We start from the raw sequence: 12,338 nt of genomic DNA, 5'->3' as shown, positions 1-12,338 counted from the left end.
TCGATGACAATTAGATCTGAAACCAGTTCTCAATCAACCATTCGTGGCCAAAAGCATTCTTCACGCCCTTTGGAGGGCGGCGCAACATTCACGATAAGAAATCGCATTAACCGGCTCATTTGGCAAATAACCTGGTTGCTTGTCGCTGCATGGACACCATCCTTTCTATGGCCGTGGCGGGGCTACATATTGCGATTGTTTGGCGCAACGATCCACAAAACTGCGATCGTGCGCAGTAGCGTTCGAATTTGGTGGCCAGGAAATTTATTCATGGATGCTCATTCTTCCTTAGGGCCAGGCGTAAATTGCTATAACGTTGCAAGGATCGAGCTTGCGCCCTATGCAATCGTCTCACAAGGCGCCCATCTCTGCTCAGCCGGACACAATATCGATCGACCGGATTTCCCTTTGACGGCGACCCCGATTTCAATTGGCGTTTGCGCTTGGGTTGCAGCGGAAGCATTTGTTGGACCAGGAGTGTCCATGGGAGAAGGCGCAGTACTAGGTGCTCGAGCAGTAAGCTTTCGTGACTTGGAACCATGGATGGTTTATGCCGGAAACCCTGCACAGCCACTTCGCAAGCGACAAAAGCCCACCAATTTTTGATCGGTTTCGTCATTTCACACAATGCAGATAACTCCAACTAAAGTACACGTACGCGCTCTTCAAACTGGGCTCGATGTCGCGCTACTGGATACTCGGTTAGTACGCAAACGCAACGCCGACAGCATAGACAAGCCTTAGCGATCATCCAGTCTTTGGTCCGTGCGCAACGACCTGGAGGATTATCTCACCGACTTTGCAAACATTTCGCTTGACCCGATTGGTCGAGTGTAAACAATTATGCCCGCAAGTCGGGTGATTGCAAGTTTGTCGAGGAGGCAGCTATGAAAGCAGCAGCAATAGTTTGTGGATCATTAGGCGCGATTGCAGCCCTTACCTCACAGTTGGCTGCCCAAAGCCCGAACTTCAATCTGACATACCACGTTGAACGTTTTCCCAACGCGCAGGTCGATCTCGTTGAATGTGGCGCAGTTGTCGAAAAGACAGCGAAGAGTGCTGGTTTCTCCGTAAATACGCAGCAATTTCCCAACCAGCTCGTGATGGTCAGCGGTGGCGAAGAGGGCAAAGGTGTCTTTACCGCTCAATGTATCGCAGTAAACGATGTGACTGTGGCGGTGTTGCAAGGTATCGACTATCGCGCAACCAAAGGTGAGCTTGGAGCGCTCGCTGATCAATTACAGCGAGCCATTCTGACCATTAGCGAATAGTTTGGCTCCCAAGCTACTACATTTGTGTGCTTTCCGTTTGGTCAACTATGATTTTGGATCAGGGTATCAATCGTCGCTCCTATTAACGGGCTGGCTCTAAAAGTGTGGTCAAGGTGTTGCGCCAAGTATCTTGAGCGCGTACGCGCATTGTGCTCGGTGTTGCTCATCCTCGCAGTTGTTTACTTCATCGCGAAGTTCGGCAATTTTTACCGGCCGAACGATAGGATTTGCACATGCGCGCTTTATGTAGACAAGATACTCTTCATCGTCACGCATGGTGATGGCGTTCAAAGCTAAGACAATATCGTCATCGAAACCGAAAGAGTATACATCATTGAGCGAAGTGTCTGTGCGCTCGATCATATCATGCATGACACCGACTATCTGCGTCTCGACCGTGTCTTGTGCTAACATAACGCGGAGAGGATGCAGAATAAACGGATTTCCTCGTTCGTCCTTCTGGTCCATATGAGCCGCGGCCGCAACGGCAATGGCGGTTTCAAGATTACTCAAACTGTGCTCCTTAAACTATCATCCCAGTGGCTGGGCCCCAAAGGTACTAAGTTTCGTGGATGTTTATACCCATTTTATCGATTGCGGGTACCCTGTCTGAGTTAATCGGATGCAATTGGCGTGAAAATGAAAATGTAAAATGTGCCTTTGCTACATCTAAACATTAAGAATTAAACATAAGACTCTGGATATAAATACTAAAGATTATCAAAATGGCAAAGTCGCGTAGCGATGCGATGCGTAACGAGCTTCATGCGCGACTAGCAGTGAAAACTTAAAAACGGTTACTAAGCTACGGATTTATGTAGATTTTATTATTGAGTAATGGTTTTCCGTATTCGATTCACCTTTGAGTGTTGTGCCGTTCAATTCCTCTGTTCATTTTTGAAGAGAGGCAAGGCGTGGGTTGCGGGCTTAGCGCAATCAAACAATTCATAAGTTTCAGAACGGATCTGGGAAGTTCATAAAACGAGAACCCGCGTTCCCGTCTGTTTCCTGCTGGTTGAACTTTTTGCGCAGCCGCGAGTTTAATCCTCGGAGGATGACGGCATGAGTTGGTTTCTAACTGCTATATCGACCGCATGGCTTATTGTAATCGCCTATTCCGCATGGTCAGAACGTAACGAGGATTGAACTCCTTCTATGGGGCCGAGTGCCTTTCGTATGTCCGCCTTCTGATATCAGACTGTCACAAAATGAACCAAACCAAATTTAGGGCGTTAATAGGTTGTTAATCTCCGGTAACCTGAGGTGAAAGAAATGGATTGGTCGAATGTAATTGCACTAAGCACAACGGTTGCCGTGGTACTGGCCGTTTTCTTTGTTACATCTTTAGAAATTCGAAACAGATAAACTCATTTGATCTGGCGTATGCGGCTTAAGATTGATCGCCGTAGCAGTTTCACTAAAGCGCCTTGGAATAGCCCGGGCCTTGACGCGGCAGCGTAGCGATTGAAAGGCCTAACCTAACCGGGTTTGGTAAAGCGGGAATAGGCCTTGATTGTTTGCTGCGCAACCATTGGCCAAGTGTAATTCTCTTCCACAAGCCGGCTCCCAGCACGTCCCATGCGTGATGCCTCAAGCGGATCGTTGAGGACTGTCATTAGCCCTGCTGCGACCGCTTCTGCAGACACTTCGCATATGATCCCAGCCTTCGCCTCAGCAACTTCGGGAAAGTGGCAAGCTTCGGTAATCACAACCGGCACACTGCATGCGAGTGCCTCGGTGATTGCGACGCTGAAGCCTTCCTGGCGACTTGGCAGGCAGAAGCAGATAGCGTTCTTTAAGGCGGCAATCTTGGCCGCTCCGTAAAGACCACCTGTTAGATGAACACGGCTTTCTAGCCCCGCTTTTCGGATCGAGGATAAAAACTCCCCTTTTGAACCGCCGTCTGGCCCTGCGACAACCAAATCGATATCTGGATAGCGAGGTGCAATAAGGCGAAAGGCCTCCGCCAGAATATCAAGTCCCTTCTTGTAATGTAGACGTGACAGAAACAGCACGAATGGACGATCAGGTAGTCCATCACGACGAGGTTCACTGCCCTCTATTTCATTAAGGAATATCCCATTTGGAATCGTGATCGAAAGAGGAAGAAGACGTAACGGCCGCATCAGCTCGGCCTCATCTTGATTTAGAGTTTGAATAAAAGCTGCTCCGTCAAGCATTTTTCGAAAACCAAGCTGCAATGCGAGTTTTTTCTTCAGAGATTTTTGTTTCATGCTCCAGACATCAAGCATTCCACAACAACATATGCAGTATCCCACGCCATATGACCGACACAGGCGTGCCGCACGCAGGAGGATCATTTCCCAAACCCCGTGCAAATGAACGAAATCAGCGCCTTTAATCAGAGCGGTCAAGGCCTTCGCGGCGCAGTTGCCAGTGATCGTCTCCTGTAAACTCGGCATTGGCAGCATGAATGCCCGGACCTTGTTGAAATGAGGAACGCTGGCGGTCGCCTTAGAGGCACGATAATTAATCTCATCGTCACTATAGCTAACGATCGTGACTTGATGCCCCAGCCCTGCTTGTGCAGCAGCGAGGCGGACCACGACTGCCTGTGGTCCACCCTTCGCAGGATCAAACGATCCAATGACGTGAATAATCTTCATGACAAACCCATATTCGAACGGTTCGAAATCGCAACCAGTAGTCGCTCTCCGTAACGCTCAACGGTGAAGTCTCTTGCTCGTTCTCGTGCTTTAATGGATAGCGCGGCAAGCATAGCTGGACTGTCTGATATCTGTTGTAAACGAAGAATCGTTTCGTGAACGTCGCGGATCGGCACGATATATCCATCAATTCCATGGCGTACAACGCTGCCCGTATTCTCAGTGCAAATCACCGGGATACCAGAGGCGAGAGCTTCGTAACAAACGGTCGCTGATCCTTCACACAAAGACGGAAGGAAGAAAACATCGGCCCATTCAAATTGTGCCCGCATTTCGCTTCTCGGTATTGGTCCAGTCAGTTCCACGCACTGTTCAAGAGTTTCACGAGCCTGTGGTCGGACGTCAATGGGGCCGACCATACGAAACACCATCTTGCCTGCGAGGCTCTGTGCCACTGCCCCTACATAAGGGGAACCTTTTCTAAGACCTACTGCGCCCACAGTCAGCACCCGCAAAGGGCCAGGCTCCCTTTGGCGCGGTGGGATTTTGAACCGGTCGTCGACGCCGTAAGGAACAACGACAACTTTATGAGGCTCACAGCCTGCCTGAATGACATGATCTGCGACAAATTGTGAAGGGCAGATAACTGCATCAGCAATTCTCCACTCTGCCCGCTCACGCGCTGCAAATTCTGAGGAACTGCTGTCGTCGTTCTCCGGTGACTGCCACCCAGGATGAAGCAGACTTTCCTCCGCAGCCAGACGATCCACAACAGGACGTGGCGCTATCATCTGCTCAACGGCCGTCCAAAGTCCTTGATTTCTGGCAACGGTCAAAAGCTCCAAAGCTTCCCCGCTAAACGCATAAAGACCATGGGCACCATGAAATCCTCTTGCCGCAACCAATGCGCCGAAGGTTTTTCCAGCCCAAATAGCGTTATCCGTCGATTTGGGTCCTGTTTCATGCGCCAACCGCTTTATCGCTGAATAAAGACCAAATGTCGGAAAAGTGGTCATTTTCTCTTGAGGAATACCTCCTGGCTTTCGCCCCACCAACCGCCGTACTGCAGTGGGTAACATCTCACCTGGCAATTTGTTGAGCATTCGCGGCCAGCCTTGCAACGCACAAATGTCGGTATAAAAATGCGCGAGTTTTTGATGGCTCTCGAATATTCTCGGTACGGCATAATGCATCCGTGCACCCAGTTGACTAACGACGAAAGAACCTTCCATCACATTTTCTCAGCTTGAAATTGTCGATCGAGCACGGGCATTGGAACGATTTCATCCTTGCGGACCAAACGGCCAATAGCGGATTGCCATACGGCGGCGCCAAACTCGCGCGAGTAAGCAGTTTCCATAAGATACCGCGCATTGTTACCCATCATATTTCGATTGACCTGGGAGTTTCGCAGTAGCAAAACAGAACTCACCAAGGTTTCGACTTCGCCGGGCGAAAGCGAAAGACCGCAATGAAAATCGCGCACGACGTTTGCAATTTCGCCTTCCGGGTCTCCTATGAAAATCGTCGGGCGTGCAGCAGCAAGTACTCCGTAAAATTTACTTGGCACGATGCAATGTTCCAGCTCCGGTTTGAGGGAGACGAGGTGGACATCAGCAGCACCGAGGCTCTCAGACAGATGTTCAACCGGCTGAAACGGCTTCATGATTACATTTGTCAGTTGACGTCGCCTTACCTCGCGTTCGACATATCCCCGTTGCTGGCCTTCCCCTATCATGAGGAAAGCGACATCCGGATACTCCTGAAGCTGCTCCGCGGCGTCAAGAACCGTCGCAAATTCGTGCGCGCGCCCGAAGTTTCCCGAATACCCGATTACAAATTTATCAGTTAGTCCCCAGGCATGACGCAATGAATTGACCGTCGGATCGACGGGTAGAATTTCGTTCTTGTCCGCCCAGTGATGGACCACGGCCAATCTGTCGGCCGGAATTCCCTTCGATGAGAGGAACCTCGCCATTCGTTCGATCGGACAAATTGTGAGAGCAGACCGGCGCATTGACCAATTTCGCAGTGCCAATGCCACACGTCCCGAAAGCGTACTGTGCTTCAACAGCCCCAGTTCCATTGCTGTTTCCGGAAAAAGGTCCATGACCCAATTGACAAGATGCCCCCCACGGACCCTCAAGGGTAACGCTGCAGTGACAGATAGCATTGGCGGATCGGTACAAACCACACATATATCGTCCTTCTGAACATTGGCGGAAAACCAAGCGGCTGCAGACAGATGAAACGAGGTATAATCCGTTGCACGTCCCGCAAGACTGCTCCGGCCGTAATTCGTAGTCCAGATACGGTGCACCTCAATGCCATCGATTGTTTCTCGAGCGGGCAACGATCCCTTACCGCATTCGTGATAGCTACGGCTGGCAAGCACGATTGTCTCAACGCCTTCGCGCACCAACTCATGAGCGAGGCTCGTCACCATTCTGCTTGTCGCGGATTGATCGGGGTAAAAATATCGATTTGCCAGCACCACGCGCATGATTCCAACTTTCTCCAGCTCGAGCCGTTTTGGAAGCATGGCGATTTTATCCAATGACCCACAAGAAGCCTATTGGAATAGGGAACACGAACAGCAGGCGTTGTTACTACCTCTTTAGGCGAAGTTGATCTTAGCGGGCTACGGCCATGCTTCATCCAATCAGACGCCTGGGCAGACATTCTTACCGTTTTGGAGCCGTTCTGTTGCCATTCGAATTCGCTATCATCGAACTTCGAAACATTTGGACGGAGGGAAGACGTTGCAGGAAAAGACAGCACTTATTATCGGCGTTACCGGGCAAGATGGTGCCTATCTGAGTGAACTACTACTCAATAAGGGCTATCGGGTGCATGGTCTCAAACGGAGGTCTTCATCGTTCAATACCGCCCGCATCGATCATCTTTACCAAGATCCGCACGAGGCGGACATTCGATTTCGATTGCATTTCGGCGACCTTACCGATGCAACTAATCTTTGTCGCGTAATCCAGGAAGTCAAACCGGACGAGATTTACAATCTCGGCGCGCAGAGCCATGTGCAGGTGAGCTTTGAAACTCCTGAATATACAGCGAACGCCGATGCCTTGGGCACCCTGCGTTTGCTTGAGTCGATGCGCATATTGGGGCTCGGTGAGAGATGTCGCTTCTACCAGGCATCCACGTCTGAATTATTTGGAAATAGTTCTCCCGACGCCCAGAGCGAGCAGACGCCCTTTGCACCCCGAAGCCCGTATGCGACAGCTAAGCTTTATGCTTATTGGACAACGGTCAATTACAGACAGGCTTACGGCTTTCATGCCTCAAACGGCATCCTGTTCAATCACGAGAGCCCGTTAAGGGGTGAAACTTTTGTAACTCGCAAAATAACACGCGCAGTTGCAGCAATTGAACGAGGTCTGCAAGAAAAACTGCGGTTAGGTAATTTGAATTCCCGTCGCGACTGGGGACATGCGCGAGACTATGTTGAAGGAATGTGGCGAATTCTCCAGGAAGACGTGCCGGATGATTACGTTTTAGCGACCGGCGAGACGCATACCGTACGTGAGTTTGTTGAACACGCATTTAAGGCTGTCGACAAGCAAATCGAATGGCATGGCGATGGGATTGAAGAAATTGGCCTGGACCGGAAGTCAGGTCGATGCCTGATCGAGATCGATCCCCGATATTTCCGTCCAAATGAAGTTGATTTTTTGCTGGGTGACGCATCCAAAGCAAAGAAAAGGCTGGGCTGGGAGCATACAACTGGATTTGAAAGTCTTGTCACAGAAATGGTCGACTGGGATATGCGAAATGTTATGCGGGAGGTCGGAAGAAATGACTTCTACGGCTGATATTTCTCCACCTGCCCCCCTCTATTTGTTTGCTGGTAAGAAAGTTTTTGTTGCCGGGCATACCGGTATGGTAGGTTCAGCGCTCATCCGCCGTCTCATGCGTGAAGCCTGTCAGGTTTTAACAATCGATCACGCGGACCTTGACCTCACCCGACAAAATGAAACTGAACATTTCATTCAGAAGCATCGCCCAGACATTATCATCATTGCCGCTGCGCGTGTTGGCGGAATACTTGCCAATGCCCAGTATCCAGCGGATTTTCTTTATGAAAATCTCGCAATTGGCATGAACTTAATTCACGCTGCACAGCAGAACCAGACCGAGCGCCTCCTTTGGCTCGGATCGAGTTGCATTTATCCCCGCGACGCGCCCCAACCGTTGGAAGAACACATGTTACTTACCGGGCCGTTAGAACCAACCAATGCGGCCTATGCGATTGCGAAGATTGCAGCCCTTAAGTATGCTCAAGCGTGCTCGCGACAGTTTGGCAATTGCTTCATGACCGCAATGCCGACCAATTTATACGGGCCCAACGACAACTTTGATCCTTCGACCTCACACGTCTTGCCGGCGCTCATGCGGCGAGTTCACGAAGCAAAGTTAAATGGTTCTGATCACGTCACCCTCTGGGGAAGTGGTAAGCCTTTGCGTGAGTTCCTACACGTCGACGACTTGGCAGACGCGTGCATTCATCTGCTTCGCTACAGCGTCACTGATGAACCAGTTAACATCGGTACTGGACAAGAGATCTCTATCAACGAACTCGCCAGAGTGATCGCCGAAGTGGTTGGCTTTGAAGGTGGGTTCCTCCATGATTTCAGCAAACCCGATGGAACGCCGCGGAAACTCCTAAACACTTCCCAGATGCAGGATTTGGGATGGAAACCGACCATCGCATTGCGTGACGGAATTACCGAGTTATATCAAAACTGGGTAAAAAGCCTCGAGCGTCCTGCTGCAGCATAGCTTGAGCGATGTCCGATGATAAAGATTGCAAGTATTCAAGACAATCCATGCGATAATTATAACCTAACAAAGGGTGCCACTGTTAAGCGGCACCCTTATTAATCATGAGATGAAATCTGGTTCTCTAGCTCGGCGAGCCGGTCACCTTGCTCATATCGAACTCTATACGCAAGATATCTCCAGGCCGAATATCACTTCGTTCATTCGCGCTTATTTCCTGGAATGTCCCATCAACATTCCTACTGATTGTAAAGAGTAGATTCTTCCGCATATCGGAGGAGGAAATGTTGCCAGAAGACTTAGCAATCTCTGCCATTGTTTGAAGTTGGGCATTGCTTCTGAGTTCCATGCGGGCAATATTCAGATCAAGCTCCTGTAGATTGTTGGCTGCATCACTTTTGCGAACCTCAACCAAGTTAGCTATTCGTTGTTGCACGCCAAGCTGGTTTTGTCGCGCACGCGCCAGGAATGAACCTAATTCAAGCGCATCGCGCCGCGTCGCTGAAAGATCGCGCTCCATATCCCGAAGGTTTGACTTGGCGGCAAGACCGCGATCAACAAGGGATTTGCTCGAAGCAACATTCTCCTCTAGTAACGAGATTTCGGCGTCATGAAGTTTTATGCTTTGCTGTAGGGTCTCAATTTCATCGCCATAGCTTGCAGATTGAGCCTCTAACGCTTGACGCTCAGCAGCTAGGTTATTTCGCCGTACTTCAAACAAGGTTCTTTCACCCAGCAGCATATGCTGGCTCAAAGACAACGATTCTTTACTTGCAGGCGTGGCTGCTGGAAGTTCATAAACAAACTCAGTGCCCTCGAGCTCGGCCTGAAACCGAGCGCGGCGGATATTAGTTGTTGTGATCTGCATCTGCAAATCCGCGTATTCCTGTTGTGCGGTAATTAGTTGCATTCCAGCAGTAATTGCGGGCGCTTCACCTTTGCCAGATCCACCGCCTAGCGCCATAAGTTCCAATGCAACCATGCCTGGCCGGAATTCATACTTACCTGGGGACTTAACGTCACCGACAACGAAGACTGGCGCATACTGATTAATCGATGCAGTTACCGTGAGGCCTGGAATATGTTGTGACAGGACACTGGCGAGCTTTTCACCAATCTCAGTTGTCGTGAGGCCCCTCACATTGAAATTTCCAACAACCGGGTAACCGATATTTCCATCAACGTCGATTGGGTACAGGCCCGTTAAGGATGGCTGGCCGTAAACAGTGACTTGAAGGATATCATTGGGGCCGACTTTATAAGCCTGAGATTGAGCATAAGCACTTTGACCTGGTGCGATTGCAAGCCAACTCGATAATAGACTAGCTCTTATAACGCGTGCGAGACCTGCTCTGGCCGGGGAGAATTCCGTGAACCTCCTCATAATTTTTCTCCCATTCCATGTCCAGACGCGACACCTTTGCGTCTCCACCAATACCTTGCAGATCGGCTCACAGCACGAGCTTTTCGTCGGCAGGCTAGAAGAGCAACATTAAGCCAACCGTGATATGAGGGCGAAAACTGGTTTACCACCGCGAGCGCAGGTTTACGACCCATGGATGCCATAGCTCGAATAAGGGCAAGATTGGCGGGTTGATCTTTCTTGTCGGGCTGAACGACAAGCAGCGTCGTATCCGTTGCACGTGAGAGGAGTGCCGAGTGCCTATCTTCAAGGATAGCCGGCAGATCAACCAGTATTATCTTATGATCGGGTCGGAGTTGCGTGATCAAGTCCGAAAGCCACTCCCCATCTTTGAGGTTTCTTGCTGGGGTGATTATGTCAATTCCTGACCCATGGTCATGAACGAGCGTAGCACCAGCAATTCTGCGGCCTGACAGCACTAAGTCATGGTCTTCGTCGGACAAACCAAAAGCTTGTGAGAGACGCGATTGCCTGTTCGGTGCATCAATAACAGCAACACTGACACCGGACGCTGCAAATTGTTGTGCCAACGCTGTAATCAGCAATGTTTTACCCTCACTGTCACTTAGTGAGACCACAGAGAGCGCAAGCGAATCCCGTCCTCGTGCCAGTATTCTCAAACGATCATGCACGGACTTAATCGCGCGTCCAAATGCGCTTGCCGGATCAAGCCCTCTATTCACGAGCATCGGTACAGTGAGTTGGTCCGAAAGTGGTAACAGTGTAGCAGCAGGAATGCCTGGAAGCATGAAAGTGGCGGTCTGCGCTGGACGTACTTTATCAAACGTCTCGCGCAGGGCTGTCCCTACCAACGATACGAGTGTTCCCAATCCCAAACCGAACAGCAGCCAGTTAGCAAGATTTGGACTTGCTTTAGCCATCGCAGGCTCCGCCGCAGATATCATTTGTGCCTCTGGAACTGCAATCCCATCTTGTTCAATGAGTTGCTTGTACCGGGTCAAATAACTTTCATATACAGTACGGCTTGCATTAGCCTCTCTGTCAAGTTGAACCGCTTGGACTTGTGCTTGATTGGCTTCTCCAAGTTCGACTTCTGCGGATTTAAGTGCCTCCTCGAGGCCCGACCGTCTTTGCCTCGCAATCTGAATTTCATTCCTAAGGCTCTTAACGATCTCATCCACTTGTTCAGCGATTTGTAGTTTTAGCGCCTCGCGCTCCGCCGACAGCACAGGAATCTCCGCGCTCTTCAAGGCGCCATTTGCGCGCAATTCATCCAATTGACGCTCGACGCGCGCCTGCTCGTTGCGCAGTGTTTGAATTGCCGGTGATGCCAAGACTTCCGTTAAGGCAGGGGACTCATTGTTTGCAGCAAGAGCTTCGGCCGTGCGGAGACGTGCTTCAGCAAGTGAGACTGCTCCGGTGGCTGCAACAATTTCCGTGTTAAGCGCTGCGACTCGCTGGGCTTGGAAGCTGACCTGCCCCGGATCACCCGCAAGCCGAGACTTCTGACGGAAATCTTCGGCTGCCCGCTCCGCTGTTTCCAGATCACTGCGCAAAGTGACCAGTTTCTCACCCAGCCATTCGCTCACACGCCGCGCTGCCGTTTGTTGCACATCAATCTGGTGATCGAGATAGGCCGTGACAAAGGCGTTGGCGACCTTGGCTGCGTAAACTGGATCTGACGCTCGATACGAAATGAAAATCGTATAGGAACGCCCATCATTGTTTACCCTAAGGCGTGATAACAACAGATCGATCCGCTGTCTTTCACGATCAGCCGCATCAACACCGCGCGCTTCTCGCTGAGCTGACATTGTATCGACGGTTGAAGAGAGAACCGTGCGAGAGCGAAAGGCGGAAGGTACAACAATATTTTCACCCTGAAGAATATCAATTACCTTCCGTGCCATCATACGAGAGCTGATAATATCTAACTCGGACCGCAATACTGGACTGTCTTGGGGTAATGGAGTAATCGCACTTTCATTAGGAAGTGCCTGAAGACGACGCATATCTAGAACCAACACGGACTCTGATACATAACTTACCGGGGCGGTAACATACCCCGCAATCCCAATCACCGCGCCGGCGAGAATTGGCGTGATGAGCAGTATTTTCCTGCGTCTGACGGTACTGAGCAGATCAGCCAAAGGCTGCCGCGCGTTACCAGAGGATACGTCGGAGATAATCACAAAGTGCCTCCCTCGTGGGAACAGGTTCTGCGCTACAACAAGTGAACGTCAAACGCGCCCAGCG

Annotated in this window: 10 protein-coding genes; 4 read left to right on the top strand and 6 right to left on the bottom strand. The window is 50.5% G+C overall.

Annotated elements, in window-relative coordinates; genetic code table 11:
* The first annotated feature begins 3 nt into the window (after positions 1-3).
* On the top strand, positions 4-606 hold the full coding sequence (locus QSJ70_RS17130) for an LbetaH domain-containing protein (protein ID WP_285538423.1): 603 nt from the start codon (positions 4-6) through the stop codon (positions 604-606).
* A gap of 281 nt (positions 607-887) precedes the next feature.
* Positions 888-1,271, top strand: a complete 384-nt coding sequence (locus QSJ70_RS17125; RefSeq protein WP_285538124.1) for a DUF6180 family protein — start codon at positions 888-890, stop codon at positions 1,269-1,271.
* A 108-nt stretch (positions 1,272-1,379) separates the two neighbouring features.
* Here QSJ70_RS17125 and QSJ70_RS17120 read toward each other — a convergent pair whose 3' ends face one another.
* The 4 genes from QSJ70_RS17120 to QSJ70_RS17105 form a co-directional block, all read right to left on the bottom strand.
* Positions 1,380-1,784 (bottom strand): GTP pyrophosphokinase, encoded by a 405-nt coding sequence (locus QSJ70_RS17120; RefSeq protein ID WP_215781611.1) that lies wholly within the window; start codon positions 1,782-1,784, stop codon positions 1,380-1,382.
* A gap of 965 nt (positions 1,785-2,749) precedes the next feature.
* Positions 2,750-3,898 carry a glycosyltransferase gene (locus tag QSJ70_RS17115; protein WP_285538123.1) on the bottom strand — a complete coding sequence of 383 codons (1,149 nt, stop codon included), beginning with the start codon at positions 3,896-3,898 and terminating at the stop codon, positions 2,750-2,752.
* Positions 3,895-5,130, bottom strand: a complete 1,236-nt coding sequence (locus tag QSJ70_RS17110; RefSeq protein ID WP_285538121.1) for a glycosyltransferase family 4 protein — start codon at positions 5,128-5,130, stop codon at positions 3,895-3,897. The genes QSJ70_RS17115 and QSJ70_RS17110 overlap by 4 nt, the downstream gene beginning before the upstream one ends.
* Positions 5,130-6,401 carry a glycosyltransferase family 4 protein gene (locus tag QSJ70_RS17105; RefSeq protein WP_285538421.1) on the bottom strand — a complete coding sequence of 424 codons (1,272 nt, stop codon included), beginning with the start codon at positions 6,399-6,401 and terminating at the stop codon, positions 5,130-5,132. The genes QSJ70_RS17110 and QSJ70_RS17105 overlap by 1 nt, the downstream gene beginning before the upstream one ends.
* Before the next feature lie 259 nt (positions 6,402-6,660).
* Here QSJ70_RS17105 and gmd point away from each other — a divergent pair, with 259 nt between their 5' ends.
* Both gmd and QSJ70_RS17095 read left to right on the top strand, forming a co-directional pair.
* A complete protein-coding gene (gene gmd, locus QSJ70_RS17100) occupies positions 6,661-7,731 on the top strand; it encodes a GDP-mannose 4,6-dehydratase (protein ID WP_215781607.1) in 1,071 nt (356 codons plus the stop codon).
* Positions 7,715-8,698: a GDP-L-fucose synthase family protein gene (locus QSJ70_RS17095; protein WP_285538419.1), complete on the top strand. Its 984-nt coding sequence runs from the start codon at positions 7,715-7,717 to the stop codon at positions 8,696-8,698. Before gmd ends, QSJ70_RS17095 begins: the two co-directional genes overlap by 17 nt.
* A gap of 124 nt (positions 8,699-8,822) precedes the next feature.
* Here QSJ70_RS17095 and QSJ70_RS17090 read toward each other — a convergent pair whose 3' ends face one another.
* Positions 8,823-10,082 carry a polysaccharide biosynthesis/export family protein gene (locus tag QSJ70_RS17090; RefSeq protein WP_285538119.1) on the bottom strand — a complete coding sequence of 420 codons (1,260 nt, stop codon included), beginning with the start codon at positions 10,080-10,082 and terminating at the stop codon, positions 8,823-8,825.
* Positions 10,079-12,274: a GumC family protein gene (locus tag QSJ70_RS17085; RefSeq protein ID WP_352231014.1), complete on the bottom strand. Its 2,196-nt coding sequence runs from the start codon at positions 12,272-12,274 to the stop codon at positions 10,079-10,081. Before QSJ70_RS17085 ends, QSJ70_RS17090 begins: the two co-directional genes overlap by 4 nt.
* Between the last annotated feature and the right edge of the window lie 64 nt (positions 12,275-12,338).

The organism is Brucella sp. NBRC 12950 (assembly GCF_030268145.1).
In the GTDB taxonomy this organism is placed as follows: domain Bacteria; phylum Pseudomonadota; class Alphaproteobacteria; order Rhizobiales; family Rhizobiaceae; genus Brucella.
The sequence above is the reverse complement of the archived record's forward strand: the minus strand, read 5'-3'. Positions and strand labels throughout refer to the sequence as shown.

Excerpts from the sequence above, each read along its gene's own strand:
- QSJ70_RS17110 (WP_285538121.1), bottom strand. The coding sequence starts at position 5,130 with ATGGAAGGTTCTTTCGTCGTTAGTCAACTGGGTGCACGGATGCATTAT.
- QSJ70_RS17095 (WP_285538419.1), top strand. The coding sequence starts at position 7,715 with ATGACTTCTACGGCTGATATTTCTCCACCTGCCCCCCTCTATTTGTTT.
- QSJ70_RS17130 (WP_285538423.1), top strand. The coding sequence starts at position 4 with ATGACAATTAGATCTGAAACCAGTTCTCAATCAACCATTCGTGGCCAA.
- QSJ70_RS17115 (WP_285538123.1), bottom strand. The coding sequence starts at position 3,898 with ATGAAGATTATTCACGTCATTGGATCGTTTGATCCTGCGAAGGGTGGA.
- QSJ70_RS17105 (WP_285538421.1), bottom strand. The coding sequence starts at position 6,401 with ATGCGCGTGGTGCTGGCAAATCGATATTTTTACCCCGATCAATCCGCG.
- QSJ70_RS17090 (WP_285538119.1), bottom strand. The coding sequence starts at position 10,082 with ATGAGGAGGTTCACGGAATTCTCCCCGGCCAGAGCAGGTCTCGCACGC.
- QSJ70_RS17125 (WP_285538124.1), top strand. The coding sequence starts at position 888 with ATGAAAGCAGCAGCAATAGTTTGTGGATCATTAGGCGCGATTGCAGCC.